The sequence below is a fragment of the Nocardia farcinica genome (assembly GCF_001182745.1).
Lineage (GTDB): Bacteria > Actinomycetota > Actinomycetes > Mycobacteriales > Mycobacteriaceae > Nocardia > Nocardia farcinica.
Genome location: NZ_LN868939.1, coordinates 1980774 through 2007109 on the forward strand (window position 1 = coordinate 1980774; position 26336 = coordinate 2007109).

Consider the following 26336-nt stretch of genomic DNA (forward strand, 5'->3'; position numbering starts at 1 on the left):
CCCCGGCCCGCCCGCGCACCATCCCAGATGTCTGGGTGGGCGGGGGCCCAGAACCGCCGGGCCGTGATTCCCCCGTCCGCGGGGATGGGCCGGGTGAGGGCGTGGCCCGCAGTGTTGTCGCCATGACTTCCCCCGCTCCCCACCTGCTCGTCGTGGTCGCGCACCCCGACGACGAGGCGTTCGGCTGCGGCTCGGTTCTCGCCCACGCCACCCGGCGCGGCCTGCGCAGCACGGTCGTGTGCGCGACCCGCGGCGAACTGGGCGAACCCGCGCCCGGCTCCGGCCTCACCCGCGCCGAACTCCCCACCGTCCGCGAGCACGAACTGCGCACCGCCTGCGCCCTGCTCGGCGTCGACCGGGTCGAGGTGCTCGGCTACCGCGACTCCGGCGTCGACGGTGCACCCGCCCCCGGCGCGCTCGCCGCCGCCGATCCGGCCGAGCTCGCGAACCGCGTCGCCGGCTACCTCGACGAGATCCGCCCCGACGTGGTCGTCACCCTCGACGCGAGCGACGGCCACCGCGACCACGCCGCCATGCGGGACGCCACCCTCGCCGCGCTCGACATCGCGACGCACCGCCCGGCAGCCACCTACCTGTTCTGCCTGGCGCGCTCGCTGATGACCGAATTCACCGGCGACGACCGCTACGGCACCCCCGACGCCGACATCACCCACGTCGTCGACGTCGCCGACCTGCTGCCGCTGCGGGAACGCGCGATCCGCGCGCACGCCTCCCAGGTGCCGCCCTTCGACGCGATGAATCCCGCGCTGCGCCATGGTTTCCTCGCCGTCGACCGGCTCCGCCGCATCGACCCGCCGCCCACCGGCCCCGTCCGAACCTGCTGGATCCCCACCGACCGAAAGGCCCTCCGATGACCGTCACCCTCGAACCCTTGCGCGCACAGTGCACCCTGCACCTGCCCGGCGACCCCGGTTACGACGCCGCCCGCATGCCCTGGAACGCCGCCGTCGACCAGCGCCCCGCCGCCGTCGCCGTCCCCCGCACGGCCGAGGAGGTGGCGGCCGTGGTACGCGCCGCCGTCGCCGCGGGCCTGCGGGTGGCGCCGCAGAGCACCGGGCACGGGGCGGGCGCGCTGAGCGAGCGCTCGATGGACGACGTCGTGCTGCTGCGGCTTTCCGAACTCACCGGGGTGACCGTGGACCCGGCCGCCCGCACCGCCCGCGTCCTCGGCGGCACCCTGTGGCAGGACGTCCTGGCCGCCACCGCACCGCACGGTCTCACCGCCCTGCACGGCAGCGCCCCCGATGTCGCGGTCGCGGGTTACGTCCTCGGCGGCGGCCTGTCCTTCTACGGCCGCGCCCACGGCCTGGCCGTGAACTCCGTCCGCTCGCTCGACGTCGTCGGCCCCGACGGCACCCTCGTCCACGCCTCCGCGCGACAGAACCCGGATCTGTTCTGGGCCGTGCGCGGTGGCGGCGGCAACTTCGGCGTCGTCGTCGCCCTCGAACTCGAGCTGCTGCCCTACCCCGACGTGTTCGCGGGCATGCTGCTGTGGGACCGCGCCCGCGCCGCCGACGTCGTGCCCGCCTGGGTGGCGTGGACCGAGACCGCGCCCGAATCGGTGACCACCGCGTTGCGGGTGATGAGTTTCCCGCCGCTGCCCGAACTCCCGCCGTTCCTGTCCGGCCGCGACGTCGTCATCGTCGACGGCGCGATCCTGGCCACCGACGAGCACGCCGCCGAACTGCTCGCCCCGCTGCGCGCCCTCGCCCCCGAACTCGACACCTTCGGCCGCATTCCCGCCGACGCGCTCCTACAGGTCCACATGGACCCGCCCGCCCCCACGCCCACCGTCGGCGACCACAGCGTCCTCGGCGACCTCGACACCGCCGCCGTCACCGCCCTGCTCGACCACGTCGGCGACGGCACCACCCACGGACTGATGTTCGCCGAACTCCGCCACATCGGCGGCGCCCTCGCCCGCCCCGCCGTCGACGGCGGGGCCCTCTCCCACATCCCCGGCACCTACGGCCTGCTCTGCGTGGCCGTGGCCCCCACCCCGCAGGCCGCGGTCGCGGGCCGCGCCGCCGCCTTCGCGGTCGTCCGGGCGATGGCCCCCTGGTCCCGGCACAACCTCATCCCCACCTTCACCGAGAACCGCGTCGACAGCGGTCGCATGTTCGACGGCGAGGACTGGGCGAAGCTGTGCCACCTGCGCGACCGGCTCGCGCCCGGCGCGGTCTTCGTCGCCAATCACGCGCTCTAGGAACGACTTCGAGGGGTCGGGAGGCACCGGTGTCACCGGTGCCTCCCGCAAGAGTCTTCCGGCCACCGGCGCGCCACCGGCAGGTCCCCGCGACGGGGCCGTGCGTCCTCTCGTGCCGCACCCGGCGGGACAACACACCGCCGCCGTGGGAGCATCCTCCCGGAGCCACGATCGCTCCGAGGGAGGGGACCACCGATGATGCGAATCACCGCACTGCTACTCCGCATTGCCCCGTGCCCCCGCTGCGGCGGCAGCGGAGGCCACTACGAAGTGGGCACCTGGGTGTCGTGCTGGGGCTGCGGCGGCACCGGCCAACGTTGAAGTGACAGAGCTGGTTTCGCGGTGCCTTCGAGTCCGACAGTGTCCGTCCAGGATATGAGGTAAGCATGCACCGGCGAATCAGGGGGTAGGGTTGTCGGTATCAGGGGCTCGGAGGGGATTATGACGCAGGGTGATGGGACGTTCGATGTCATCCCGGCCGAGGTGCGCGACGCGGGGCGATACTTGCAGCTGACAGCCCAAGAATTGATCGACGGAGTCCGCACTCTGGATTCGCAGATCGGCGTTCTCTTACAAGGCTGGACCGGTGTGTCTGCGACTGCGTACCAGGCGGGCTGGGAGGAGACCCGGCAAGGCGCGCAAACGGTTCTGGACGCGCTCGCGACTCTGGCTGAACTCATGGGAGTCACCGCGGATACACACACCCAGCTCGACACCGACCGCGCCACGCACACCAGTTCACTCGATCTGCCGTAGATTTCTGTGGGAGACAACAGCATGACCGAACCGTTCCGGGTCGATCTGGCCGAGCTCGACGACATCACCACTCGTGTAGCAGGTTTCGTCGGCTTCCTCGAAGACAGTCTCGCAGGGATCCAGCAGCGGATCGCTGCCGTGCAAGCAGGCTGGAACGGCCCGTCCGCCATCGCCGCGAATGATGCCTTCGCCCGTTGGCTTATCGGCGCACAGGACGTCACCGACGGAATCCGTGATATGCAGGCCGCCGCCGTCGCAGCACATCAGCGCTACACCGCGGCCGTGACAACGAACCTGGAGATGCTCGGCCGCGGTGGATCACCGTCATGACGGTGCTCGATGTTGCGCCGCAGGTCTACTATGACGCGGCCGTCGCGTGCAACAGGGCAGCGGCCGGCTTCATCGGCGCGTTTCAGAGCAAGATGCAGTCTCTCGACGAAACACGAGGGATGGCGGGCAGTATCGGCGACGGGAAGATCTGGGCAGAGTCCTATGATCAGCAGGCAGGTGACCTGTGGAAGCTATCGCTCGATCTCACCATGGCGCTCGACGGCTACGCACAAGTCCTGAATCAGGCCGGTTACAACCATGCCCTCGCCGATCACGATCCCGCCGGCGGCCAGCCCGAACCCCAGATGCCTACCCTGACAGCATCTTTCGGCTACACGGCTCTGGAGCTGATATCGACCCTTCCGACCTCTGCGGGCGGCGACGGGCGCGGACTGCTCGACGACGGTCTCGAACTCGCGGCCAAGGTCGGAATACCGATCCCCGACGGCGACACGACGAAGATGTCACTGGCCGCCGATGTATGGCACACGCTGTCCACCCACGAGTCCGTCGCCGCCGTCGCGACCGAACTCGAACGCGCTGCGGCGATGTTCGAACAGGTCACCTCGCCCGATGCCGATTTCATCGACGAAGATCTCCGTGAACTGAAAACCGCCGCCTTCGATCTCGCCGGTGCCTACGGCGAAATGGCCCAGTCCTGCCGCGACCAGAAAGCAGCTCACGACGCGCTGCGGAAAGAGCTCGAGAGACTACTCGGAGATCTCGCGAAGGAAATCGCTGTCGAAGTGACCGTGAGCCTCACATTGTCGGTCCTCGCCTCGTGCGTGAGTTTCGGCGTCGGCGGTGCTGCGGTAGCGGCGAGAACCGCAGCCGCAGTTGCCAAGATCATCGACAAATTCACCGATCTCATCAAAATCGCGGTCAATGCGGCGGCGCTCCGCACAGTCGTTGTCCTCGAACGTATAACGTCCAGGACGAAAGAGATAATCCTGCGAGTAAAAGACCTCGCCGCCAAACTCCTCGAAAAGGTCAGGAACGCCGGGAAAGCGCCTGGAACATCTCCGACGAAGATAGACTCGCCGCAGGATGCTGAGGAGGTCATCAAGGCCGCGGATCGCTCAGGATCCGGCCTGAAGCCCGACCCCTATCATCGCGCCGCTTCATGGCCCGTTGACGACATCGCGGAGAACGCGACTGTGTTCAAGAATGTCGGTGGAGACGGGAAACACTATACACTGGTCCAGATGCCGGGCGAGGTGAACGGGAAGGCTGGACGTTTCGAGTGGATCGTAGACGAGACCGGAAAGGTTACACATCAGTTGTTTGTACCCAATGGAACAATTAACGGGATACCTTCGAAGCCATGAGTGATCCGATCGAGCACACAGCAAAATTCAGAATCCCGGCGTCTTTCATCGTCGACTGGGCCCGCTTGACTCCGGGAGAGCTTCATTACGGCTACACCAACCAATGGATATCATCCGCGGATGTGGTCGAGTTGGCGTTGGGGAGTATTGTGCCTTCCGGTTCCAAGATGGGTATCGTGGAGGAGATCTCTCTGCTGCTCTCGGATGAGCTCGATCGGATCCCTGAGCTGATGGACCAGTTGATCGACCGTGATGACCGCGTGTGGACGTATCTCGCACTCGCTTGGGTTCACGAGAACCAGGAAGAATTCGATGATCCGTTCAAGACCGTCGATTTGATATTCGCCGACTTCGGTTACCCGCAGGATGTCGGGGAGTTCGTCACCTTCATGCCGCCGCCCCCCGGCGGCGTCCCCGGATACCCGGGCCTTCGTCAACGTTGGAAGGACTATCTCGAACAAAACCGGTCCGAATTCTTCTTGTCGAGAACGCCCGGCGCCCGGAACGACCCTCGGGAAGATGCTTAGTCCGAGGCGAACGCCCACTTGCCGCCACTCTGCTCGGAACTCGAGCACGAGATTGCTGGCACGATGTCGGGCATTGTGCTGTGAGGTCCTGCCGCTGTTCCAGGGTTCGACGAAATGGTTGATACCGCTGGCGCGTTGCAGGTGAAGTACTCAACGTGTCCAGTGAATGCACCCTGGCGCAGCGGCCTGATGTTCGCCGAACTCCGCCACCTCGGCGGCGCTCTCGCCCTGCACTGCTACTCCGCATTGCCCCGTGCCCCCGCTGCGGCGGCAGCGGAGGCCACTACGAAGTGGGCACCTGGGTGTCGTGCTGGGGCTGCGGCGGCACCGGCCAACGTCGAAGTGGCGCAGCAGAATAGGACCGCCCTGCTACTGAACTCCGTGTTCGGCTGACCCGCTATCCGGCTCCGTAGCGCCTCGCTGTTCGATGAGCGATTTCAGTCCGTCGAGCCAGGACTGGATGAGGCCGGTCAGTGTTTCGTTGTCGAGGGGGAGGCCGATGGCGGTGGCGTCCATGGATTCCTGGCAGCGGATGCGGGTGTGGCCGGCGTCGGTCTCGTCGAACTCGTAGACCGCGATTGCCGAGAATCCCGCGTGGTCTGCGTCGTGTGTGGTCCAGGTGAGTCGGGTGGGCGGCTCGACCACGGCGAAGGTCGAGACGACCGGGGCGCCGTCGGCGTGCCAGGTGAAGGAGCGCGCGGTGGCCGCGGGGCCGGTGGTGGCGATATGGGAGATGTCGCCGCGGATGTCCGGCCACTTCCGGACGTCGGCGAGTGTCTGCCACACCCGCGCTCGTGGTGCGGCGATGTCGATCGTCCCCGCCGCTACGGCGGGGGCGTCGGGGACGACCTGCCCGGTGCGGGCGAGGCGGTAGGCGGGACTGTGGGTTGCTTCCATGCGAACTCCCAAACGATACAATGTATCGATACACCGTATCGTTTCGCCTCGGCTACTGTCAACGCGGAGGTGTTCGACAACGTGCGATTCGACAGGACGCTGGCGCTGCTCTGGGGTGAGGACGCGACGCGGGTCGGCCGCTCCGGCGCGACGATCGCGGATTTCGTCGCGGCCGCGACGGCGATTCTGGATGAGCAAGGCGCGGAAGGACTTTCGATGCGCTCTGTGGCGAATCGACTCGGCGTGCGAACGATGGCGACCTATACGTTCGGCAACAAGAACGACCTCGTCGCGCTCGTCGTCGACCGCGCCTACCGCGACATGTACCCGTCGGACAAGCGGCCCGGACGGCTGGCGTGGCGGCCGGGGTTGACCGAGGTCGCGCACGCGAATCGGGCCCTCGGTCTCGCGCACCCCTGGTTGCACGAACTCCAGGTCGTTCGTTCGCTCATGGGACCCCACGAGTTGCGCAAGCGCGATCACGAACTCGCCCCGCTCGAGGCGACGCCGCTCAGCGACGTCGAAAAGGATCAAGTCCTCACGCAGCTGTTGCTCCACGTGGCGGGCATGACCCGGATCGAGAACTCGCTACGGCGTGAACGCGACGCGACCGGCCTCGACGACGCGCAGTGGTGGCAGGAGGTCATGCCGACACTCGAGCCGATCGCCGAGGGTGACCCGTTCCCCTTGGCACAGCGCATCGGACTCGCCGCGCAATCCGCCCGCAACGGCCGGTTCTGGACCGACGAGGCATTCGAGTTCGGCCTCGAACGCCTGCTCGACGGCATAGAAGTCCTCATCGAAAAGCGCTCGGGGGACGGTGGTTGACCCGAACTGTGTGCTCCGGCGCGGTCCGTACCGAGGGTCTCCGCGTGCTCGACGCACCCCGGTTGTGAGTCTGTGGCGCGGCCCGATGCTCGCCGAATATCAATCGCCTGACAACGGCGACGTACTTCGATAGTGTGCCCGCACCAGCTGGTCATTGCCGCGCAACATAATTCGAGGTCTGATGTCGTACGAACCCGCTCCGTTCATCCGCCGATTGGTCGCTCGAATCATCGATCTGCTGTTCGCTCTGGTGTTGACCTTCGTGATCGCGGTTCCGGTTTCGATTATCTACGCCGTCGTCGTGGCCACGTCAGGCGAGGCGCAGGAGGGCGTGATCACAGCTGCCTGCGTCGCGTTCTGCTATTTCCTCGCGTATGTGGGTCTGGAGGTCTTCCTGTTGATCCGGCGGGGCGGGCAGACCTTGGGCAAGGGGCTGCTCGGACTTCGTGTGGTACCAGCCGGCGAGTGGGCGCGCCCGCAGCTCTCCCTCCGGGCGGCTACCGCGCGGATGCTGATCATCTTCTTGCCGTTCGTGTTCTTTTCCCTGTCCGGAAGCATTCCCGAGTCCGGCGCGCTCGACACGATCGCTCTCGTCGGTCTCCTGAGCCTGCTGCTGAGTCTGATCCTGGCTGCGATGCCGGTCAACGGCCGACGGGCGCTTCACGACCTGGCTACTGGAAGTCGAGTCGTGCGCGCGGAAAAGCGCAAGATTGTCTGGACGACCGATCTTCCGATGGTTCTGCCCGGTCGCGTCGACCTGTCGAAGCGACTCTGAGCGCGTCGCCTTGAGCGGACGACATGGCGGTCGGGTCCATCATGACGCTGCCCGTGTGTGCCCCGGGTCGCCGTAGTGGTTTCATGTGCGAGGAGATGTGTCCGGTCAGTTCTCCACGTCGACGCCGAAGCGGGTAGCCAGTGCGGCGAGACCGGTGTCGTAGCCCTGGCCGACCGACCGCAGGCGCCACGCTTCGCCGCGCAGGTAGACCTCGAGCAAGAGAAGTGTGCGTTCGGTCGTCGCCGCATCGAGCGTTGTTCGGGCGATCGGGGCAGCATCGGGGCCCGGGGCTGCTTCGACTTCTATGGGACCCAGGTCGGCGAAAGTGGCCTCGGCCTCGTCCAGGGCAGCCGCGAGGACGATGCGGCGGCAGTGACCGGGGACGGCGTCGAGACGAAGCGTGATCAGCTGCTCGTTCGGGCCGTCGGTGGTGAGGAGGACGCACTCGTTCTGCGGTTGGTTGTAGAAGACGAAATCCTCGTCGGCAGAAACGCGGTCCGATTCGCCGAGAACGAAGGCGACGAGGTCGACCTCCCGGGTGACGCTCTGGGACCACGAGAACTGGAACGTCCACTCGTGACCTGAGGTTTCGATCGGAAGATCGATGACCTGACCGCGTACCAAGTTCTGGGGATCGTCGAGGCGTCCGACCGACGCGGTCCCGTTCGCGGTGAACAGCTCGGGTCCGTGAATGGGGAGTCCGAGTTCGAGGATTCTCGGGAACCGCCGGTCCGATGTCGCGTTGGCCAGCGCGAGGATATCGGTGACGGTAGCGGACAGGTTGACCGCGGCCGACCCGCCCAGTTCGCCGATCCTTGTGCGCGCCAGCGCCGCTTCCTCGTGCGCGCCGCCGACGACCAGAATGCGGCGGCCCGCCAGTGGTCCCGGCGCAGTCGGCGGCGTCCTGCGTGGGGCCGATCGAGCTCGGGTGACGGGCGCAGCGGTGTCGCCGGGTTGCACGGCGCTCAGCAGTCGAACGAACTCCTCTTCATCGATGGTCGGCGTGCCGTGCTCTGTTGCGCGGCGGGCCTTGGCGGACGAGCCGAGAGGCTGGTTGGTAACCAGCAGACTGGTGCGGCGGCTGACCGAGCCGACCATGTTGAGTCCGGCTTCATCACCGCACGCGACGAGTTCTGCACGGGTGCGGCGGGTAGAGCCGGTGATCGCCACCTGCATGCCCTGGACGAGAGGCTTCCCGGGCTCGAAGCGCCCCGGATTCACGTAGGGGCAAGGCGGCTTGGGGCCGACGCGGGCGCGGTCGTAGCGGACGGTGGTCGCGCGCGCGGGTGAGCAGGGGAGGACCGGCGGGTCGATCCCCATTCGCCGGGCGTCTCCGAGAAGACCGTGCAGCACGCCGAAGAGCACCCGCGTGTCATCGAGGGAATCGTGGGAGCGGCGCTGGACCACCCCGTAGTGTGCTGCGAGGCTGGCGAGGCGCCGATCCGGAGTTGGGGGCGCGACCCGGCGGGCGAGCGCGAGGGTGCACATCCGGCGCGACACCGGCAGTTTGCCGCCGCACCGGCGGAACTCCTGGTCGAGGAAGCCGTAGTCGAAACCGGCGTTGTGTGCGATCAGCAAGCGGTCGCGCAGTAGTGACTCCAGGGTCTGCTGCACGTCCTCGAACTTCGGGGCGCCGGAGAGCCGTTCGGGCGTGAGTCCGTGAATGTGGACCGGACCCGGGTCGCAACCGGGGTCGAGCAGGGTGTGGAATTCACCCGAGACCACGCCGGTGTCCTCGACGGTGATCACGGTGACCGACAACGCCCGGTGGACTGTGGGAGCGAGGCCGCTCGTCTCCAGGTCGACCAGGGCGCACGCGCCCAGCCGATGGTCGGGGAGCATGGATACTGTGCGCGGCATGCGAAGGGTATACCGCATCACGGCGGGAAGCGGGTGCAAATCTGTTGACCCGCAAGTAATTCGGGCTGTGGCGGCGGGTGATCCCCTGCCTCGGTGGTGGGGCAGGGGATCAGCCGGGGTCAGATGATGCCCAGGGCCAGCATGGCGTCGGCGACGCGGGTGAAGCCGGCGATGTTGGCGCCCGCGGTGTAGCTGCCGGGGGAGCCGTATTCGTCGGCGGTTTCCAGGCAGCGGTCGTGGATGCCGCGCATGATCTCGGCGAGGCGTTCCTCGGTGTGCTCGAACGACCAGGAGTCGCGGGAGGCGTTCTGCTGCATCTCCAGGGCGCTGGTGGCGACGCCGCCCGCGTTGACGGCCTTGCCGGGGGCGAAGGTGACACCGGCCTCGGTGAAGGCGCGCGCGGCCTCGGGGGTGCAGGGCATGTTGGCGCCCTCGGCGACGATGCGGACACCGTTGCGGATCAGGGTGGCCGCGGCCTCGCCGTCGAGCTCGTTCTGGGTCGCGCACGGCAGGGCGATGTCGCAGGGCACGTCCCAGACGGACTGGTTCTCCACGTAGCGGGCGGTGCCGCCGCGTTCCTCGACGTAGTCGCACATGCGGCCGCGGCGGACCTGCTTGAGGTCCTTGAGCAGGTCGAGGTCGATGCCCTTGTCGTCGACGACGTAGCCGCCGGAATCGGAGCACGCCACCACGGTGCCGCCGAGTTGTTCGACCTTCTCGATCGCGAAGACGGCGACGTTGCCCGAGCCGGACACCACCACCTTCTTGCCCTCGAAGCTGTCACCGCGCGAGCGCAGGATCTCGTCGACGAAGAACACGGTGCCGTAGCCGGTGGCTTCCGGGCGCACCTGGGAGCCGCCCCAGGTCAGGCCCTTGCCGGTGAGCACGCCGGATTCGTAGCGGTTGGTGATGCGCTTGTACTGGCCGAACAGGTAGCCGATCTCGCGGCCGCCGACCCCGATGTCGCCGGCGGGCACGTCGGTGTATTCGCCGATGTGGCGGTACAGCTCGGTCATGAACGACTGACAGAAGCGCATGACCTCGCCGTCGGAGCGGCCCTTGGGGTCGAAGTCGGACCCGCCCTTGCCGCCGCCGATCGGCATGCCGGTGAGCGAGTTCTTGAAGATCTGCTCGAAGCCGAGGAACTTCACGATGCCCAGGTAGACGCTGGGATGGAAGCGCAGGCCGCCCTTGTACGGACCGAGGGCGGAGTTGAACTCCACCCGGAAACCGCGGTTGATCTGCACGCGCCCCTGGTCGTCGACCCAGGGCACGCGGAAGATGATCTGGCGCTCGGGCTCGCACAACCGCCGCAGGACGGCGCCGTCGGTGTACTCGGGGTGCTTGGCCACGACCGGGCCGAGGCTTTCCAGTACCTCGAAGGCGGCTTGATGGAACTCGATCTCGCCGGGGTTGCGCCGCAGGATCTCCTCGTAGACCTCGTGCAGCTTCTCGTCCAAGACAGCCATGCGGGCGATCTTCCTCCCCGCCTCCACCCCCTTACGCACCGGTCGGTCTGAAAAGTGCGCTGTCTCACACCGCGGCGCGACCGGCGGTGAGGAAGATCCCGTCACCGCGACGCCACCCGGACGCCACCGGAGAAGGCCGAAACGGGGAACTCGACGGCCGCGGGCACCGTGCCCTTCGGCACGGGCCCTGGCTGCCGGGGCTGCTGCGGATCGGTCACGGGAGCGTCCTTCCGGGCTCAGAGGCGGTTGTGCGGGCAGTAGGCGCGGATCGCGGCATCGAGGAACAGGTGCGGGTATTCGACTGTGCCGACGGCGCTTTCGGTGAGATAGCGGTGATCGGCCGGGCTGTTGCCCGCGGTGTCGAGGTAGGCGCACTGGCTGCGGGCGAGCTTGATGGCGGCGTTCTGCACCTCCGCCGGTTCGTCGTCGAAGAAGCTCTCCCGCAGGAACTGGATGTCGGTGGCGCTGCGGGCGGCGGAATTGCCTGCGGCCGAAGGTAGGTCGGGAGCGGCTAGGGCGTAGGCGGTGCCGCCGGCGAGGGTGAGGATGACGCCGAGGGTGACGAGATGCGTGCGCATGGGTCCTTCCGACTGCTGGGCGAGCGAGCGGGGCGGGCGCGGCGGCGACGCGCGTCGCGCCAGCTCCCGCGGTCACTCGTCGGTGAGCGGCCCGAGACCGCGGGCGCCGGGCGTGAACGCTAGCGGCATCCGCGCTCGTCGCGAAGGGTTTCCCGCCGCACCCGCGGCAGCTTTCGGGGGTGCGCGAACTCCGGGTCCGGACTCGCCGCGCGACACCTCCACCGGGTCCGGCAGGCCGGGATATACGGGACGGTCTCGAACACTCGGCGGACGCGCCGAGCCGCGCTCACCACGGGTCGTTGGAGTTCAACGCGACCAGCAGCAGCCGGATGGCGGCCACCCGGCGCTCCTTGCCGGGCAGCTGATCGAGGGCGCACTCCGGGTCGGTGGGCGGCCCGAGATGGGTACAGCCGCGCGGGCAGTCCTCGATCGCCTCGGCCAGGTCGCTGAACGCCGCGATCACGTCGTCGGGGGTGATGTGGGCCAGACCGAAGGACCGCACGCCGGGGGTGTCGATCACCCAGCCGCCGCCGGGCAGCGGCAGCGCGACCGACTGGGTGGAGGTGTGTTTGCCCTTGCCCACCCCCGACACCTCGCCGACGGCGCGATCGGCGTCGGGCACCAGGCGGTTCACCAGCGTCGACTTGCCCACCCCGGAATGGCCGATGAAGGCGGTGAGGCGGTCGGTGAGCAGGTCGAGCACCGGCTCGAGCGGATCGTCGATGCCGCCGTGCACGATGGTCAGATCCAGGTCGTCGAAGGCCTCGGCGAAGGCGGAGTCGGCGACGAGATCACGTTTGGTCAGGCACAGCACCGGGTGCAGGCCGCCCACGTACGCCGCGACCATCGCCCGCTCGACGAAACCGGTGCGTGGCGGCGGATCGGCCAGTGCGACGACGATGAACAGCTGCTCGGCATTGGCGACCACCACCCGCTCGAAGGGGTCGGTGTCGTCGGCCGTGCGGCGCAGCACGGTCTGCCGCTCGGCCACCCGGACGATGCGGGCCAGCGTGTCGGGTCGGCCGCTGAGGTCGCCCACCACGTCCACCTGGTCGCCCACCACGATCGGGGTGCGGCCGAGCTCCCTGGCGCGCATGGCCACGATCCGCCGCTGCGGGTCGCCGTCGAGCACGCAGCCCCAGCGGCCGCGGTCCACCGACACCACCATCGCCTGTTGCGCGTCGGTGTGCTGCGGGCGGATCTTGGTGCGTGGACGCGAGGCTCGGCCCGGTCGAACCCGCACGTCGGATTCGTCGTAGCCTGCGGCGGAACGGCGTGGGCGGCTCAGTGTGCGGCTCCGCCCTCGTCCGTGGCCGCCAGCATCTCCTCCCACAGCTCGACGAAGTTCGGCAGCGTCTTCGCGGTGGTGCCGATGTCCTCGATCTCGATGCCCTCGACGGCCAGTCCGAGAATCGCGCCCGCGGTGGCCATCCGGTGGTCGGCGTAGGAGTGCCAGGTGCCGCCGTGCAGGGGCGCGGGCACGATCTCCAGCCCGTCCTCGGTCTCGGTGACCTTGCCGCCGAGCCGGTTGATCTCGGTGGAAAGCGCGGCCAGCCGGTCGGTCTCGTGACCGCGCAGGTGCGCGATGCCGCGCAGCCGCGAGGGCGAGTCGGCGAGGGCGGCCAGCGCGGCCACCGTGGGGGTCAGCTCGCCGACGTCGTGCAGGTCGATGTCGATGCCCGCCAGCCGATCCGGCCCGTGCACGGTCAGGACGCCGTCGAAGATGCGCGCCTCGGCACCCATGCGCACGAGGATCTCGCGGATGACGTCACCGGGCTGGGTGGTCAGCCGCGGCCAGTGCGGGATGCTCACCGAGCCGCCGGTGACGGCCGCGGCGGCCAGGAACGGCGTCGCGTTGGACAGGTCGGGCTCGACCTCCCAGTCCACCGCGCGGATCTCACCGGGATGCACGACCCAGGTCTGCTCCGCGCGCGGGTTCTCGGGCGCCTCGACCCGGACGTCGGCGTGACGCAGCATCTCCACGGTCATCTCGATGTGCGGCAGCGACGGCAGCGGGTTGCCCTCGTGGTGCACGGTGAGGCCGTCGGCGAACCGGGCCGCCGACAGCAGCAGGCCGGAGACGAACTGGGACGAGCCGGAGGCGTCGATGGTGACGGTGCCGCCGCGCAGCCCGCCCTTGCCGTGCACGGTGAACGGCAGTGTGTCGCCGTCGATGTCGGCGCCGAGCCCGCGCAGCGCGTCCAGGATGGTGCGCAGCGGGCGCAGCCGGGCCTGCAGATCGCCGTCGAAGGCGACCGAGCCGGTGGCCAGGGTCGCGACCGGCGGCAGGAAACGCATCACGGTGCCGGCCAGACCGCAGTCGACGGTGCCGCCACCGAGCGCCGCGGGGGTGACGGTCAGGGTGTCGGCCTCGCCGGTGATCTCGGTGCCGAGCGCGCGCAGGCCCGCGATCATGAGGTCGGTGTCGCGGCTGCGCAGTGCCCCGGTGATGGTGGAGGGGCCGTCGGCCAGCGCGGCCAGGATCAGCGCGCGGTTGGTGATCGATTTGGACCCGGGCAGGGTCACGGTCGCGTGTACAGGGACATCGACGTGGGGCGCTGGCCAATGAGTCACGGGGTCCATCTTCGCCCATCGCATCGTCGGACACGCGGGCGGATGCGAACTGTGGCCCATTCGACGCACGGCACCGACCCCGCGTCATCGGTGCCGTGCGTCGGTGGCGAGGCGGGGTGCGCCTCGCCGGGTTCGGGGGGCTACTTGTTGCGTCCGTGCAGGAACGGGACCATCTTGCGCAGCAGCTTCATGGTGGAGTCGGTGCGCGAGTAGCTCAGCAGTGCCATGCCGGGGATGGTGAACTTCTGGATCGCGATCGAGTGCGGCCGGGCGAACTCGCGCAGGCCGGGCTCGCCGTGGATGCGGCCGATGCCGGAATCGCCGACGCCGCCGAAGGGCAGGCCGGGGATGGCGGCGAAGCCGAGCACCGAGTTGACCGACGTGGCGCCCACCTTCAGCTTGCGGGCGATCTCGAGGCCCTGTTTCTTGGAGTACACCGACGAGGACAGGCCGTACTTGGACTTGTTGGCCAGCTCGACGGCCTCGTCCACCGAGTTCACCCCGGTGATGGTGATGGTGGGGCCGAAGGTCTCCTCGGTGACGGCCTCGGAGTTCTCGTCCACGTCCACCAGCACGACCGGTTCGATGAACGGGCCCTTGATCGAGTCGGGGCCGCCGAGCACGGCCTTGCCGCCCTTCTGCAGCGCGTCCTCGATGTGGCGGCGCACGATGTCGATCTGGCTCGGCATCGTCATCGGGCCGTAGGCGGCCTTGTCGTCCGAGCCGGGCTTGACGTCGCGCAGGATGCGGGTGACCTCGGAGACCAGCTGGTCCTTGACGGAGTTGTGCACGTAGACGCGCTCGACACCGGCGCAGGTCTGGCCGCTGTTGCCGGTGGCGCCCCACGCGATGGCGTCGGCGGCGGCCTTCACGTCGGCGTCGGGTGCGACGATGACCGCGTCCTTGCCGCCGCACTCGAGCAGCACCGGGGTCAGGTTCTCCGCGGCGGCGGCCATGATCCGCTTGCCGGTGGCGGTGGAGCCGGTGAAGGCGATCTTGTCCACCCCGGATTTCACCAGCGCGGCACCGGTGGCGCCGTAGCCGTTGATCGTCTCGAACACGCCCTCGGGCAGCTCGGGATTGGCCTTCTTGAACGCCTCGGCCAGGAAGTTGCCGATGCCGGTGGAGTACTCGCTCGGCTTGAACACCACGGCGTTGCCCGCGGCCAGCGCGTAGCCGATGGAACCGTTCGGGGTGTAGACCGGGTAGTTCCACGGACCGATCACGCCGACCACGCCGAGCGGGCGGCTCTCCAGGCGGGCGGCGAAGTTCGACATCAGCGCGCCGGGGGCGATCTTCTTGGGCCCGAGCACCTTCTTGGCGTTCTTGGCGGCCCAGGCGATGTGCTCGAGCGCCAGCATCAGCTCGAGGAAGGCGTCGTCGCGCGGCTTGCCGTTCTCCTTGTGGATGAGCTCGGTGAACTCCTCGGCATCGGCGACGAGCCGGCTCGACCAGCGCAGCAGGTGCTTGCGACGCTCGTCGAAGCTCAGCGCGCCCCACACCTCGGCGGCCTCGCGGGCTTTGGCGACGGCCGCGCGCACCGCGTCCTCGTCGGCGATCGGGTAGGTGGCGATGACCTCGCCCGTGGCCGGGTTCACCGACTTCAGCGTCGTGTCGGGGGCGGCTGGGGCGGTCTCGGTGGTTGTCACGTGGGGGCTCTCCTCTTGCCTCGTGCGTTGGCCGGTCGGTGCGCGTGCCGGAGCGGAAGGGTGTGATCTGCAGCCCATCCGTTGAGAGAATGCTAAGGCAAAACTCTCACCAGGTCACCCACTATCCCTCCATTGTCCTCGCGGCTGTCGGTGGGAGGTGCCACTATCGGAAATATGTGCGGACGATATGCGACCACGACGAACCCGGCCCGGCTCGCGGTCGAACTGGACGCGATCGACGAGACCGGCGGCGACGGAGCCGCGCCGACAGGCGATTTCGCCAACTACAACGTCGCGCCGACGAACCGGGTGCTGACCATCGTGTCCCGGCACGACCGCGAGCACCCCGACGACGACCCGACCCTGCGGATCCGGCGGATGCGCTGGGGCCTGATCCCGGCGTGGACGAAGGCGGCCGAGCCCGGCGTGCCCGCGAAGGGCAAACCGCTGTTCAACGCGCGCGCCGACAAGGCGGCGAGCACGCCGTCGTTCCGCGACGCGGTGAAGTACCGGCGCTGCCTGGTCCCGATGGACGGCTGGTACGAGTGGCTGGTCGAGCCGGACCCGGCGGGCGGGAAGAAGGTCGTCAAGCGCCCCTACTTCATGACCGACGCCAACGGCGGGCGGCTGTACATGGCGGGTCTGTGGTCGGTGTGGCGCGATCGCGCGCAGCCCGCGAGCGAGCCGCTGCTGTCGTGCACCATCCTCACCACCGACGCGGTCGGCGACCTCACCCGCATCCACGACCGGATGCCGCTGCCGATGCCGCGCGCGCACTGGGACGCCTGGCTCGACCCCGATCACCCCGCCCCCGCCGAACTGCTGGCGACGCCGGGGGAGGACGTCGTGCGCGACATCGTCGCGCGGCCGGTGTCGCCGCTGGTGAACAGCGTGAAGAACAACGGACCCGAACTGCTGGCGCCGGTCGACGAGCCCGCGGCGGAACTGGCCGGGCAGATCAGCCTGTTGTGACCGCCCGGCCGGGTGCGGCTACAGCGGGCAGGGCACCGATTCGGTGGCGAGATTGAGTCCGCACTTGACCACGCCGGTCACCAGGTCGATCACCTCGGTCACCACCGCGCCGCCCAGATCCTCGGCCTTGCGCGCCCGCTCGTCCTCGGCCCGGTCGGTGCCGCCGGGGGCGTCGTCGGCACCCTGACCGTCGAAGGGCATGTCCACCGGGACCGCCGCGGGGCCACCCGGCACGGCCAGGGCCGAGGGCGCGGCGACCGGGGCCAGCGCGAGAGCCGCGGCGAGAGCGGGAACGACGAGCGCGCGCCGCGAACGGCGGGACAGACGGGCGGACATTCGCATCACATCCTCGGGTCGGACGACTCGGACCATGCTGGGTTACCGCGGAATCAGTAACGCACACCGAGGCGGGCACGTCGCGTCCGCGCGGCGTGTCGCGCGGCGATTCGCCTGCGCGGGGACGCACGGGTGCGGCGGTGCCTGGCGCCGTCGGTCAGGCGGTGACCGGCGCGGTCACCGCCTCGGTGAGGCGCACCAGCTCGGCGGGTGCCAGTTCGATCTCCAGGCCGCGCCTGCCCGCGCTGCACAGCACCCGGTCCCACCGCAGCGCCGACTCGTCGATCACGGTCGGCAGGGCCTTGCGCTGGCCGAGCGGGGAGATGCCGCCCAGCACGTAGCCGGTGCTGCGCTCGGCCTTGGCCCGGTCGGCCAGGCTCGCCTTCGGTGCCCCCAGCGCGGCGGCCGCGGCCTTGAGCGAGAGGGTCTGCGGCACCGGGAGCACGGCCACCGCGAGCGTTCCGGTGGACAGTTCGAGGACCAGGGTCTTGAAGATCTGCGCGGGCTCGACGCCGAGGTCGGCGGCCAGCGCGTCCACCGCCTCGGTGCCGAAGGACTCCGCGCGCGGATCGTGCTTGTAGGAGTGCACGCGATGGGCCACACCGGCCTTGGTCAGCGTGCGGATCGCGGGGGTCGACGCGCCTGCCATGCCGACACCTTAGGGGCGCGCCGCGCGTCCGCCGCAACTCGTTTTCCGCCGCGCGCACGCGCGAGGGGCGGAACGCGACGCGACCACGTCCGCCTTCCGGTCTCGGCGGCCGCCGTCCGGGTTTCGGGAACACCGCGCGGACCGATCATGTTGCATGCGATACGGCCGCGGCGCCGGGACCGCCCGGAATCGTGCCGGAAACCGTTTGGACGATGCGAAGGAGATGCCGGTGTCGGTACTGCTCGACGAGCGCCCGCTGTGGACCGCGGTGTCACCGACGGACGCCGGGTTCCCGCTCGATGGTGACTTGCCGGTAGATTTGGCAAGGACGCCGATCGAAGGGACAGGTGTGACGAGCGACGATGACGTGGTGTCCGACGCCGGCACGGCGGACGCCGAGACGGCCGGCACCCCCGTCGACGAAGCCGAGCTGGCGCAGCGGTTCGAGCGTGACGCGCTCCCGCTGCTCGACCAGCTCTACGGCGCTGCGCTGCGCATGACCAGGAACCCGGCCGACGCCGAGGACCTGGTCCAGGAGACCTACGTCAAGGCGTTCCAGGGCTTCAAGTCCTTCAAGGAGGGCACCAACCTGCGTGCCTGGCTCTACCGGATCCTGACCAACACCTACATCAACTCCTACCGCAAGAAGCAGCGCCAGCCCGCCCAGTACCCGACCGACGAGATCACCGACTGGCAGCTGGCCGCGACCGCCGAGCACACCTCCACCGGCCTGCGCTCGGCCGAGGTGGAGGCGCTGGACGCGCTGCCCGACGACGACATCAAGGCGGCGCTGCAGGAACTGCCCGAAGAGTTCCGGATGGCGGTGTACTACGCCGACGTGGAAGGTTTCCCCTACAAGGAGATCGCCGAGATCATGGGCACGCCCATCGGTACGGTGATGTCCCGGCTGCACCGCGGCCGCAAGCAACTCAAGGGTTTGCTCGCCGACGTGGCGCGCGAACGGGGGTTCAACCGCAGTGAGCGCCAGGAGGTCAAGCAGTGAGTGTCGAGCGCGACCCCGATATGGAGCTGGACTGCACGGCCGTGCTGGCCGACGTGTGGCTGATGCTCGACGGCGAATGCGACGACGCCACCCGGGCCCGGCTGCAGCACCACATGGACCACTGCTCGCCGTGCATCGAGGCCTACGGCATCGAGGAGAAGCTCAAGAGCCTGCTCAGCCGCAAGTGCGGCGGTGACAAGGCCCCCGATTCGCTGCGCGATCGGCTCAAGATCGAGATCCGCAGGTCGGTGACGATCACCGGCATCGAGACCACCGAGGCCTGAGCGCCCCCGAACCGAACCGAGCGGCACGCCTTCTCCGTGGGAGAGGCGTGCCGCTCGGTATCGATACCGGCAACGGCCGAGATCCGGCCGCCGGCGTGCTCAGGCGTTGGGCCGCTTGCCGTGGTTGGCTGCGTTTCCCTTGCGACTGCGCTTCTTCCGTCCGCGCTTACCCATCGGTATCTCCTCTCTGATTGAAGCCCATTGTTTCATGTGTGGTTGGCTGTACCGTCGGCGGATACTAGGCGAACCGATTCGAATGGGGTGTCATGGCTGAGGAAGTGCGCGCGGAGATGGTGTCCACGGTGCTGACCGTGGAGGTCGCGGTCGGCGACAAGGTCGAACAGGATCAGACGCTGATCCTGCTGGAGTCCATGAAGATGGAGATTCCGGTGATCGCCGAGGTCGGCGGCGAGGTCACCGCCGTCGAGGTCGAGCCGGGCCAGGTGCTGCAAGCGGGCGACCTGATCGCCGTCATCTCCTAGCACGCGGGGCGGTAGACCCACGTGGCGACACTGAGCGAACTCCTCGCCGAGCACACCGACCTACCCGGCCTGGCCGTGGACCACCTGCAACGGGTGGTGGGCGACTGGCAGCTGCTCGCGGACCTGTCCTTCGCCGATCTGCTGCTGTGGGTCGGTGCGGGACCGGTGGAGGACGGGGCGGACATCGTCTGTGTCGCCCAGTGCCGCCCGACCACCGCCGCGACCGTGCACGTCGAGGACATGGTGGGCACCGTGGCCTCGCGCGCGGACCATCCGCAGGTGTTCGAGGCACTGCTCACCGGCAAGGTGGTGCGCGCCGACAGCGCGGGGGAGGCGACCGGGGTCTACCACCCGCACCCGGTGCACGCGGTGCGCGAGGCGGTGCCGGTGCGGTGCGGCGACAACGTGATCGCGGTGCTCTCCCGCGACACCGACATGCAGCGGTCCCGGGTGCGCAGCACGCTGGAGATCGCCTACGTCGCCTGCGCCGACGACCTGTGCCAGATGATCGCCGAGGGCACCTTCCCCACGCCGGAGGACCGGGCGGCGACCCATTCCAGCCCGCGCGCGGGGGACGGGTTCATCCGGCTGGACACCGAGGGCATCGTCGTCTACGCCAGCCCGAACGCGCTGTCGGCCTATCACCGGATGGGGCTGCAGAGCGATCTGGCCGGGCAGGATCTGGCCGAGACCACCCGCTCGCTCATCACCGATCCCTTCGACGCCCAGGAAGTGGTCGGCGACATCCAGGCCGCGCTGGCCGGGCGGACCGGGCGCCGCATGGAGGTGGAGGCGCGCGGGGCGACCGTGCTGCTGCGCACCCTGGTGCTGCGCCCGCACGGCAAGCTGGCCGGCGCCGCCGTGCTGGTCCGTGACGTCACCGAGGTGAAGCGGCGCGACCGGGCACTGCTGTCGAAGGACGCGACGATCCGCGAGATCCACCACCGGGTCAAGAACAATCTGCAGACGGTCGCCGCGCTGCTGCGGCTACAGGCCAGGCGCACCGAGAACGAGGAGGCCCAGGTCGCGCTCACCGAGTCGGTGCGCCGGGTGACCTCGATCGCGTCGGTGCACGAGATGCTGTCGATGTCGGTGGACGAGGAGGTCGATCTCGACGAGGTCGTCGACCGGCTGCTGCCGATCATGGCCGATGTCGCCACCGTGCACACCACCCGCATCAAGGTGCGCCGCGCGGGTTCACTGGGCGTCTTCTCCGCCGAGCGGGCGACCCCGCTGGTCATGGTGCTCACCGAGCTGGTGCAGAACGCGATCGAGCACGCCTTCGACTCCGGCCAGACCGGTACCGTGACGATTCGCTCGGAGCGGTCGGCCCGCTGGCTGGACGTGATCATCAGCGACGACGGGCGTGGCCTGCCGCCGGGCTTCAGCCTGGAGGCCTCCGACCGCCTGGGCCTGCAGATCGTGCGCACGCTGGTCACCGCGGAACTGGGCGGTTCCATCGGCCTGCACCCCGGTGCCGATGTCGGCACCGACGCGGTCCTGCGGGTCCCCCTCGGCCGCCGATCGGGCCGCTAGAAACGGGCCCCTGACATACAACAGCCCGGCACTTCGTACGCGAGTGCCGGGCTCTATCGCGCTACCGGGCCTCCACCACCGGCCCGGTAGCTCCGTGTCGTCGGCTCAGACGACGGTGCGGGTGCGGGTGCGGGCGTTACGCCGCTTGAGCGCCCTGCGCTCGTCCTCGCTCATTCCACCCCAGACGCCCGCGTCTTGTCCGGACTTCAGGGCCCAGGACAGGCAGTCGGCGGTGACGGGGCAGCGAGCGCAGACCAGCTTGGCATCGGCAATCTGCGCGAGCGCCGGACCACTGTTTCCCACCGGGAAGAACAGTTCGGGGTCCTCGTCGCGACAGATGGCCTTGTGGCGCCAGTCCATTCCTCTGCTCCTTTGCTGGGCGCCGCAAGGGGCGCCTGTCGTTTGTGGATCGTTTACTTGTGCGACCTGAATGTTTCCGCACGGTTGCTTGTGAATGCTTTCACGAACACCGTAGATGTCAATAGGTTTCCGGTGCACCGTGGGGAAGCTCACGCGATCGGGGTCCCCGCATGGGGTTCCCGCCCGCTCCTTTGTACTCGCTCCGCCCGGTTCGTGCAGCACAACCGGGACTTTTTTCACACTTGCGAGGTCACTCGCGTGGCCGCGGGGCCACCACGTCGAGTACCCCGGGGACGGCGGTGAAATCCACCACGTTGCGTTTCCCGATGAAGTCGCCGTCGATTTGCAGGCCGATCGGCTCCTTGGCCTCGATATGCACCGCCGGGACGTCGTCCTCGCGAAACAATTTGCGGGAGTGTGGGTTTCCCTCGGGGGCCAGCAGTTGCCCGGCCACGAACAGGGTCGGGGCCAGTGCCATCGACCGCATGGCGAACACGCCGAGGCCGGACTCGAACGTGGTGCCGGGATTGGTGCGCACCGGCGTGGAGTTCAGATAGGTCCAGGGATTGGTGTTCGTCACGAAGGCGTAATGCACGTCGTCGACCGGATCGTGTCCGGGAATTTCGATTCGGGCCTGTGGCGCATGTCTCCGGGCGCGGAAGAATTGTCGAACTGTTGTTCGAAGATAGCGTGCGGGAGTCGCGGCGTGGCCTTTGGCGCGGCTGGCGTCGATGGCCTCGCACACGTCGGCGTCCAGGCCGACGCCCGCGCTGAAGGTGAACCATCGGTCGTCGGCCAACCCGAGGCCGATGCGGCGGTCGCGGTCGAGGGTCAGCAGGTCGATCAGCTGGTTGGTCGCGGTGACCGGATCGGGGGAGATGCCGAGGGCGCGGGCGAAGACGTTGGCCGAGCCGCCGGGGATCACGCCGAGGCGCGGCCGCCAGATCTGGTCGTCGTCGAGCGCGGGCAGCGGCAGGAAGCCGTTGATGGTCTCGTTGACCGTCCCGTCGCCGCCGTGCACGACGATCAGGTCCAGCTGGTTGGTGGAGGCCCACTGGGCGAGTTCGGCGGCGTGGCCGCGGTGCTGGGTGTGCGCGACGGTCAACTGGGTGCGGCTCTCCAGCGCGTGGGCGAGCAGGTCGCGCGTGGCCGGGGTGGTGGAGGTGGCGTTCGGGTTGACGATCAGCAGCGTGCGCACGCCAGGCAGCCTAGTTGCGGGTACGGCCGCGCCGGGCATCCGGCCGACGGCCCGCGGACCGGTCGGCGGCGCCGGACATCGTAGGCTTGGCCGCGTGGCGGACAGCGGCAAAGGTGAGATTTCGGCGGACGTGACACCGGCCACGGTGCGCGGCGCGGGGGCGTTGGTGGCGCTGGAGGGCGGCGTCGCGGTGGCCGTGGCGATCGTCCTGGTGGTGCGCGGCCTGCTCGGCCACGATCAGTCCCAGGCCAGCGGTTACGGCACCGCGGCCTGGTTCGGCATCCTCGGCGGCGCGGTGCTGGCCGCGGGCGTCGGCCTGCTGCTCGGGCACCGCTGGGGTCGCGCGATCGCGGTGATCGCCCAGGTCCTGCTGCTACCGGTGGTGTGGTCGCTGCTGACGGACTCGCATCAGCCGCTGTGGGGGAGCCTGCTCGGCGTCGTGGTCGTCGGCGCGTTGGTGCTGCTGTTCGCGCCGCCGTCGAACCGGTGGATGGCGCAGGACTACGGCGGCGCCGACGGCACCGGCTAGCCGCCCGTCGCCGCCCGCAGCGCCGCGCGGCACAGCCGGTCCGCCTGCCGGGTGGTCTCCGGCTGGCGATACCGGGGCGTGAGCGCGAGGACCTGCTCCCGCGCGGTGGGCAGATCGATGTGGTGGCCGACCGAGACGAACACCGGCTTGACGTCGTCGCGGGTGCGCAGCGCGAGCCCGACGACCTCGCCGTCGAGCACGAGCTCGGCGGCGTCGCCGCGCCGCCGGCCCGGTTCGGTCCACGCACCCCAGGCGTTCTTCGCCACTCCGATGGTCGGTAGGCCGGTGCGCACACCGACGTGACAGGCCAGCCCGAAGCGGCGCGGATGGGCCAGTCCCTGCGCGTCGCAGACCAGCAGGTCGGGTGTGGTGCGCAACTGTTCGAGGGCCGACAGGGTGGTGGGCAGTTCGCGGAAGGCGAGCAGGCCCGGCACGTACGGGAACCGCACCGGGCCGTGCGCGACGGCCGACTCGATCGGCTCCAGCGTGGCCGTGTCGAGCACCACCACGGCGGTCGCGACGAGGCCCGCCGCGTCGTCGTAGGCCGAATCCACCCCGGCCACGGTGGCGAAGACGGGCGGGCGCGGGTTCGCCGCCACCACCCGTGCGCGCAGGTCGTCCTGCACCGCCATGGCCTCCTCGGCGGTCGTGGGCAGGGTGACCGGGGTGAGCTGCACGGCGGTCAGGCGGTCGCGGCGACCGCGGCGAGTTCGGGACCGGAGAGCCGGTAGCCCACCCACTCGTGCTGCTCCTGGGCGCCCAGGGACCGGTAGAACTCGATCGAGGGCGTGTTCCAGGTCAGCACCGACCACGCCACCCGGCTGTAGCCGTTGTCCACCGCCTCCTTGGCGAGCGCGGCGATCAGCGCCTTGCCGAGGCCCTGCCCGCGCGTGCCCGGCTCGACGTACAGATCCTCCAGGTAGATGCCGTGCACGCCGTCCCAGGTGGAGAAGTTGAGAAACCAGATCGCGCAACCGACCACCCGGCCGCCGTCCTCGGCGACGTGCGCGAACAGCGCGGGCGCCGGACCGAACAGCGCGGTGTGCAGCTGCTCGGTGGTGAGCGTGCACTCGTGCCGGGCGCGCTCGTACTCGGCGAGGTCGTGCACGAGCCGGACCAGGTCGGGCACGTCGGCGGGGGTGGCGCGGCGGATCTGCGCGGCGGTCACGGGGCGGCTCCCTCGGTGGTCGGAATCCAGTTGTGCGCGAGGACGGCCCTGGCGTCGTGGTGGAAGCCCAGCACACTCAGCGCGGCGGTGTTCATCGCGAAGCGGCGGCCCTCGACGACGTCGAACTCCGCCCAGCGCGCGATGAGGCTGCGGGAGAAATGGCCGTGGCCGATCAGCAGCACATCCCGCTCCGGCAGCACGGCATCGACGGCGGCCAGCACCCGATCGGCCCTGGCCTGCACCTGCGCGCGGGTCTCACCGCCGGGAACGGTGCCGGTCCAGATGGTCCATCCCGGATCGGTGCGCTGGATCTCCACGCTGGTGCGGCCCTCGTAGTCGCCGTAGTCCCATTCGGCCAGATCGTCGTCGACCGGGCTGCCGCCGAAGCCGACGAGTTCGGCGGTGCGGACCGCGCGCAGGCGGGGACTGGTCAGCACGAACGGATCCAGCAGGTCCAGGCGCGCCAGCAACGCTCCGGCGGCCCTGGCCTGCGCCTCCCCGCGCTCGGTCAGCGGCAGGTCGGTGCGGCCGGTGTGCCGGCCCAGCGCCGACCACTCGGTCTCGCCGTGCCGCAGCAGCACCAGCCGGGCGTTCTCTCGTGTTGGCATGCCCTCCATCATGATCACCCGCCGGTCGCGGCCGGGCGGCGGCACCCGTGCCCGGCGTCAGCCGAGTGCATGCATGGTCGTGCCGCGCTGTTCGAGCACGGTGGTGCCGAGGACGGCGAGCGAGATGGGGGAGTTGTCGTAACCGGGGCGCTCGACCGGCAGGCGCGCCAGTTCCGCCCCGGTGCCGGGATCGACGGCGACGATCGCGTCCGCCACCGGAATGAGCAACCGTCCCGCCATCGAGGCCGGGGTGCCCAGCGCACCCGGCACCGTCCACATCGGCTGCAGGGAGCCCGCCTGCAGGGCCAACACCTCGGTGCCGGTGAACACCAGATAGGCCGAGCCGATCCGGACGGCCTGCGCGTGCTCACCCATAGGAGCCGAAAGCTGGTGCACGAGTAGGGGATTGCCGCTGCCGTCGAAGATCGACAGCCGCGGCGGCACGGTGTCGGCGCCGAGCGTGGCGCCCGGCTGATACAGCACGATCTTGGTGTCCGACACCGCGATCACGCGCGTGCCAGGTGCGTCCGCGTCGGCGCCGGTCAGCACCCGCGAGCCGTACTCCTCGGGCACGGTGTTGTCCTTCGGTGCCGGATTCAACACCGTCAGCCGCGCGCCCGCGTCTTCCGGGCAGCGTTCCAGCACCGCCAGCCGGGAGGAACTCGACGCCGCGGACAGCAGCGAACAATCCTTGCGCGGCTGGGTTTTCACATTCACCGGCGCGTCCACGTAGCCGTACTCCAAGGTACGGACCAGATCGGAACGCCACACCTCGAGCCGTCGATCGCCCTGGGCGAGCACATAGGTGCCGTCCACCGACAGGCGCACGCTGTCGTCCATGTAGCTGCTGCGAGCGGTGCGGCGCGCACCGCTGTCGCCGGCCAGCATCGTCGCCTGGCTGCACCCGCGCTGGTCGCGGTACACGGCCACGACCATGCCGAACTGCGACTCCACCCCGCACAACGGCATGTCGCGGCGATACCGCCACACCTCGGCGCCGGTCGCCGGATCGCGACCGGTCACCGTGCCGTCCGCCGCCGTGACCACCGTGCCGCCCGCCACCAGGGCGCGGCCGGTCGCGTCGTCGGGGGCGTGCCACAGCTCCCGCAGCGCGGTGGGCAGTTGCTCGGCGGCGGGCGGGGTGGTCGCGGGCTGGGACGCCGTCACCGACTCGGTGCCGGTGGCGTCGCCCCGCGCCCACACGACGACCCCCGCCAGCGCCACCGCGACGGCGATGGCGACGGCGGCGATGATGTCGGCGCGCGTTCGCCGCTCGGGTGCGAGCACGACTGCGAGACTAGCGGATCCGGCGAGCTACGCCGAAGCCGACGACCCCGCCGTCACCTCCACCTGCTGCTCGCCCGCCGCCTTCTTCCTGGTCCGCTTCGGAGCGGGCTGCGCACCCGATTCGGG

30 protein-coding genes are annotated in these 26336 nt (G+C 69.5%); 14 read left to right on the plus strand and 16 right to left on the minus strand.

What is annotated here, in order from left to right:
• Positions 1-122 precede the first annotated feature (122 nt).
• From AMO33_RS25890 to AMO33_RS25915, 6 genes are all read left to right on the plus strand, one after another.
• Positions 123-875 carry a PIG-L deacetylase family protein gene (locus tag AMO33_RS25890; RefSeq protein ID WP_159005579.1) on the plus strand — a complete coding sequence of 251 codons (753 nt, stop codon included), beginning with the start codon at positions 123-125 and terminating at the stop codon, positions 873-875.
• Positions 872-2227: an FAD-binding oxidoreductase gene (locus tag AMO33_RS25895; protein WP_060594596.1), complete on the plus strand. Its 1356-nt coding sequence runs from the start codon at positions 872-874 to the stop codon at positions 2225-2227. Before AMO33_RS25890 ends, AMO33_RS25895 begins: the two co-directional genes overlap by 4 nt.
• A 441-nt stretch (positions 2228-2668) precedes the next feature.
• On the plus strand, positions 2669-2983 hold the full coding sequence (locus AMO33_RS25900; RefSeq protein ID WP_060594597.1) for a WXG100 family type VII secretion target: 315 nt from the start codon (positions 2669-2671) through the stop codon (positions 2981-2983).
• Positions 2984-3004: 21 nt separating this feature from the next.
• Positions 3005-3313: a WXG100 family type VII secretion target gene (locus AMO33_RS25905; protein ID WP_060594598.1), complete on the plus strand. Its 309-nt coding sequence runs from the start codon at positions 3005-3007 to the stop codon at positions 3311-3313.
• Positions 3310-4641 carry a hypothetical protein gene (locus AMO33_RS25910; protein WP_060594599.1) on the plus strand — a complete coding sequence of 444 codons (1332 nt, stop codon included), beginning with the start codon at positions 3310-3312 and terminating at the stop codon, positions 4639-4641. Before AMO33_RS25905 ends, AMO33_RS25910 begins: the two co-directional genes overlap by 4 nt.
• Positions 4638-5168 (plus strand): DUF2247 family protein, encoded by a 531-nt coding sequence (locus AMO33_RS25915; RefSeq protein ID WP_060594600.1) that lies wholly within the window; start codon positions 4638-4640, stop codon positions 5166-5168. The genes AMO33_RS25910 and AMO33_RS25915 overlap by 4 nt, the downstream gene beginning before the upstream one ends.
• Positions 5169-5537: 369 nt before the next feature.
• Here the strand turns inward: AMO33_RS25915 and AMO33_RS25920 are convergent, their stop codons facing one another.
• Positions 5538-6065, minus strand: coding sequence for an SRPBCC family protein (locus AMO33_RS25920; protein ID WP_060594601.1), 528 nt, complete (start codon positions 6063-6065; stop codon positions 5538-5540).
• Here AMO33_RS25920 and AMO33_RS25925 point away from each other — a divergent pair.
• Both AMO33_RS25925 and AMO33_RS25930 read left to right on the plus strand, forming a co-directional pair.
• Entirely contained in the window at positions 6051-6893 is an 843-nt protein-coding gene (locus AMO33_RS25925; RefSeq protein WP_159033824.1) for a TetR/AcrR family transcriptional regulator, read from the plus strand. The two genes, AMO33_RS25920 and AMO33_RS25925, sit on opposite strands and share 15 nt — an antisense overlap.
• A gap of 181 nt (positions 6894-7074) precedes the next feature.
• The gene (locus tag AMO33_RS25930; protein ID WP_060594603.1) at positions 7075-7668 is read left to right on the plus strand and encodes an RDD family protein; all 594 of its coding nucleotides are present in this window, start codon (positions 7075-7077) and stop codon (positions 7666-7668) included.
• A 105-nt stretch (positions 7669-7773) separates the two neighbouring features.
• Here the strand turns inward: AMO33_RS25930 and AMO33_RS25935 are convergent, their stop codons facing one another.
• The 6 genes from AMO33_RS25935 to AMO33_RS25960 form a co-directional block, all read right to left on the minus strand.
• Positions 7774-9528: an exonuclease domain-containing protein gene (locus tag AMO33_RS25935; RefSeq protein WP_060594604.1), complete on the minus strand. Its 1755-nt coding sequence runs from the start codon at positions 9526-9528 to the stop codon at positions 7774-7776.
• Positions 9529-9647: 119 nt separating this feature from the next.
• Positions 9648-10997: an NADP-specific glutamate dehydrogenase gene (gene gdhA / locus AMO33_RS25940; RefSeq protein ID WP_041560377.1), complete on the minus strand. Its 1350-nt coding sequence runs from the start codon at positions 10995-10997 to the stop codon at positions 9648-9650.
• A gap of 236 nt (positions 10998-11233) precedes the next feature.
• Positions 11234-11575, minus strand: coding sequence for a DUF732 domain-containing protein (locus tag AMO33_RS25945; RefSeq protein ID WP_060594605.1), 342 nt, complete (start codon positions 11573-11575; stop codon positions 11234-11236).
• 286 nt (positions 11576-11861) lie between these two features.
• Complete coding sequence (rsgA, locus tag AMO33_RS25950; RefSeq protein WP_228791206.1) at positions 11862-12863, minus strand: ribosome small subunit-dependent GTPase A; 1002 nt, start codon at positions 12861-12863, stop codon at positions 11862-11864.
• Positions 12860-14173 (minus strand): 3-phosphoshikimate 1-carboxyvinyltransferase, encoded by a 1314-nt coding sequence (gene aroA / locus AMO33_RS25955; protein ID WP_373862116.1) that lies wholly within the window; start codon positions 14171-14173, stop codon positions 12860-12862. Before aroA ends, rsgA begins: the two co-directional genes overlap by 4 nt.
• A 116-nt stretch (positions 14174-14289) precedes the next feature.
• Positions 14290-15798: an aldehyde dehydrogenase family protein gene (locus AMO33_RS25960; protein ID WP_060594607.1), complete on the minus strand. Its 1509-nt coding sequence runs from the start codon at positions 15796-15798 to the stop codon at positions 14290-14292.
• Positions 15799-15972: 174 nt separating this feature from the next.
• Between AMO33_RS25960 and AMO33_RS25965 the strand changes: the two genes are divergently transcribed.
• Positions 15973-16770 carry an SOS response-associated peptidase gene (locus tag AMO33_RS25965; protein ID WP_060594608.1) on the plus strand — a complete coding sequence of 266 codons (798 nt, stop codon included), beginning with the start codon at positions 15973-15975 and terminating at the stop codon, positions 16768-16770.
• Between the two features lie 18 nt (positions 16771-16788).
• Here AMO33_RS25965 and AMO33_RS25970 read toward each other — a convergent pair whose 3' ends face one another.
• Positions 16789-17106, minus strand: coding sequence for a hypothetical protein (locus tag AMO33_RS25970; RefSeq protein ID WP_041560374.1), 318 nt, complete (start codon positions 17104-17106; stop codon positions 16789-16791).
• Positions 17107-17263: 157 nt separating this feature from the next.
• Complete coding sequence (gene ybaK / locus AMO33_RS25975) at positions 17264-17755, minus strand: Cys-tRNA(Pro) deacylase (protein ID WP_060594609.1); 492 nt, start codon at positions 17753-17755, stop codon at positions 17264-17266.
• A 349-nt stretch (positions 17756-18104) separates the two neighbouring features.
• Between ybaK and AMO33_RS25980 the strand changes: the two genes are divergently transcribed.
• Both AMO33_RS25980 and rsrA read left to right on the plus strand, forming a co-directional pair.
• Positions 18105-18758, plus strand: a complete 654-nt coding sequence (locus tag AMO33_RS25980) for a sigma-70 family RNA polymerase sigma factor (protein ID WP_076573796.1) — start codon at positions 18105-18107, stop codon at positions 18756-18758.
• A gap of 20 nt (positions 18759-18778) precedes the next feature.
• Entirely contained in the window at positions 18779-19042 is a 264-nt protein-coding gene (rsrA, locus tag AMO33_RS25985; RefSeq protein ID WP_041560373.1) for a mycothiol system anti-sigma-R factor, read from the plus strand.
• A 99-nt stretch (positions 19043-19141) separates the two neighbouring features.
• Here the strand turns inward: rsrA and AMO33_RS33045 are convergent, their stop codons facing one another.
• Positions 19142-19216 carry a 50S ribosomal protein bL37 gene (locus tag AMO33_RS33045; RefSeq protein ID WP_022597109.1) on the minus strand — a complete coding sequence of 25 codons (75 nt, stop codon included), beginning with the start codon at positions 19214-19216 and terminating at the stop codon, positions 19142-19144.
• Between the two features lie 92 nt (positions 19217-19308).
• Here AMO33_RS33045 and AMO33_RS25990 point away from each other — a divergent pair, with 92 nt between their 5' ends.
• Together AMO33_RS25990 and AMO33_RS25995 are read left to right on the plus strand one after the other, a co-directional pair.
• A complete protein-coding gene (locus AMO33_RS25990; RefSeq protein WP_041560372.1) occupies positions 19309-19524 on the plus strand; it encodes a biotin/lipoyl-binding carrier protein in 216 nt (71 codons plus the stop codon).
• Positions 19525-19545: 21 nt separating this feature from the next.
• Positions 19546-21060 carry a sensor histidine kinase gene (locus AMO33_RS25995; protein WP_011211116.1) on the plus strand — a complete coding sequence of 505 codons (1515 nt, stop codon included), beginning with the start codon at positions 19546-19548 and terminating at the stop codon, positions 21058-21060.
• 105 nt (positions 21061-21165) lie between these two features.
• Here the strand turns inward: AMO33_RS25995 and AMO33_RS26000 are convergent, their stop codons facing one another.
• Positions 21166-21420, minus strand: a complete 255-nt coding sequence (locus AMO33_RS26000) for a WhiB family transcriptional regulator (RefSeq protein WP_011211115.1) — start codon at positions 21418-21420, stop codon at positions 21166-21168.
• Between the two features lie 250 nt (positions 21421-21670).
• Entirely contained in the window at positions 21671-22618 is a 948-nt protein-coding gene (locus AMO33_RS26005; RefSeq protein WP_060594610.1) for a diacylglycerol/lipid kinase family protein, read from the minus strand.
• A 94-nt stretch (positions 22619-22712) separates the two neighbouring features.
• Here AMO33_RS26005 and AMO33_RS26010 point away from each other — a divergent pair, with 94 nt between their 5' ends.
• Positions 22713-23147 carry a hypothetical protein gene (locus AMO33_RS26010; RefSeq protein ID WP_011211113.1) on the plus strand — a complete coding sequence of 145 codons (435 nt, stop codon included), beginning with the start codon at positions 22713-22715 and terminating at the stop codon, positions 23145-23147.
• Here the strand turns inward: AMO33_RS26010 and AMO33_RS26015 are convergent.
• Genes AMO33_RS26015 through AMO33_RS26030 form a run of 4 tightly spaced genes read right to left on the minus strand, consistent with a single transcriptional unit; the run spans position 23144 to position 26210 of the window.
• Complete coding sequence (locus AMO33_RS26015; protein ID WP_086841806.1) at positions 23144-23824, minus strand: endonuclease V; 681 nt, start codon at positions 23822-23824, stop codon at positions 23144-23146. The genes AMO33_RS26010 and AMO33_RS26015 overlap by 4 nt on opposite strands.
• A 5-nt stretch (positions 23825-23829) precedes the next feature.
• A complete protein-coding gene (locus AMO33_RS26020) occupies positions 23830-24315 on the minus strand; it encodes a GNAT family N-acetyltransferase (RefSeq protein WP_060594611.1) in 486 nt (161 codons plus the stop codon).
• Positions 24312-24923: an acid phosphatase gene (locus tag AMO33_RS26025; RefSeq protein ID WP_060595157.1), complete on the minus strand. Its 612-nt coding sequence runs from the start codon at positions 24921-24923 to the stop codon at positions 24312-24314. The genes AMO33_RS26020 and AMO33_RS26025 overlap by 4 nt, the downstream gene beginning before the upstream one ends.
• Positions 24924-24980: 57 nt before the next feature.
• Positions 24981-26210 carry an Rv3212 family protein gene (locus AMO33_RS26030; protein WP_060594612.1) on the minus strand — a complete coding sequence of 410 codons (1230 nt, stop codon included), beginning with the start codon at positions 26208-26210 and terminating at the stop codon, positions 24981-24983.
• Between the last annotated feature and the right edge of the window lie 126 nt (positions 26211-26336).

What these genes read in the sequence shown, in the direction of transcription:
- AMO33_RS25890 (WP_159005579.1), top strand. Translation starts at nt 123, where the DNA reads ATGACTTCCCCCGCTCCCCACCTGCTCGTCGTGGTCGCGCACCCCGAC.
- AMO33_RS25895 (WP_060594596.1), top strand. Translation starts at nt 872, where the DNA reads ATGACCGTCACCCTCGAACCCTTGCGCGCACAGTGCACCCTGCACCTG.
- AMO33_RS25900 (WP_060594597.1), top strand. Translation starts at nt 2,669, where the DNA reads ATGACGCAGGGTGATGGGACGTTCGATGTCATCCCGGCCGAGGTGCGC.
- AMO33_RS25905 (WP_060594598.1), top strand. Translation starts at nt 3,005, where the DNA reads ATGACCGAACCGTTCCGGGTCGATCTGGCCGAGCTCGACGACATCACC.
- AMO33_RS25910 (WP_060594599.1), top strand. Translation starts at nt 3,310, where the DNA reads ATGACGGTGCTCGATGTTGCGCCGCAGGTCTACTATGACGCGGCCGTC.
- AMO33_RS25915 (WP_060594600.1), top strand. Translation starts at nt 4,638, where the DNA reads ATGAGTGATCCGATCGAGCACACAGCAAAATTCAGAATCCCGGCGTCT.
- AMO33_RS25920 (WP_060594601.1), bottom strand. Translation starts at nt 6,065, where the DNA reads ATGGAAGCAACCCACAGTCCCGCCTACCGCCTCGCCCGCACCGGGCAG.
- AMO33_RS25930 (WP_060594603.1), top strand. Translation starts at nt 7,075, where the DNA reads ATGTCGTACGAACCCGCTCCGTTCATCCGCCGATTGGTCGCTCGAATC.
- AMO33_RS25935 (WP_060594604.1), bottom strand. Translation starts at nt 9,528, where the DNA reads ATGCCGCGCACAGTATCCATGCTCCCCGACCATCGGCTGGGCGCGTGC.
- gdhA (WP_041560377.1), bottom strand. Translation starts at nt 10,997, where the DNA reads ATGGCTGTCTTGGACGAGAAGCTGCACGAGGTCTACGAGGAGATCCTG.
- AMO33_RS25945 (WP_060594605.1), bottom strand. Translation starts at nt 11,575, where the DNA reads ATGCGCACGCATCTCGTCACCCTCGGCGTCATCCTCACCCTCGCCGGC.
- aroA (WP_373862116.1), bottom strand. Translation starts at nt 14,173, where the DNA reads ATGCGATGGGCGAAGATGGACCCCGTGACTCATTGGCCAGCGCCCCAC.
- AMO33_RS25965 (WP_060594608.1), top strand. Translation starts at nt 15,973, where the DNA reads ATGTGCGGACGATATGCGACCACGACGAACCCGGCCCGGCTCGCGGTC.
- AMO33_RS25970 (WP_041560374.1), bottom strand. Translation starts at nt 17,106, where the DNA reads ATGTCCGCCCGTCTGTCCCGCCGTTCGCGGCGCGCGCTCGTCGTTCCC.
- ybaK (WP_060594609.1), bottom strand. Translation starts at nt 17,755, where the DNA reads ATGGCAGGCGCGTCGACCCCCGCGATCCGCACGCTGACCAAGGCCGGT.
- rsrA (WP_041560373.1), top strand. Translation starts at nt 18,779, where the DNA reads ATGGAGCTGGACTGCACGGCCGTGCTGGCCGACGTGTGGCTGATGCTC.
- AMO33_RS25990 (WP_041560372.1), top strand. Translation starts at nt 19,309, where the DNA reads ATGGCTGAGGAAGTGCGCGCGGAGATGGTGTCCACGGTGCTGACCGTG.
- AMO33_RS26000 (WP_011211115.1), bottom strand. Translation starts at nt 21,420, where the DNA reads ATGGACTGGCGCCACAAGGCCATCTGTCGCGACGAGGACCCCGAACTG.
- AMO33_RS26025 (WP_060595157.1), bottom strand. Translation starts at nt 24,923, where the DNA reads ATGCCAACACGAGAGAACGCCCGGCTGGTGCTGCTGCGGCACGGCGAG.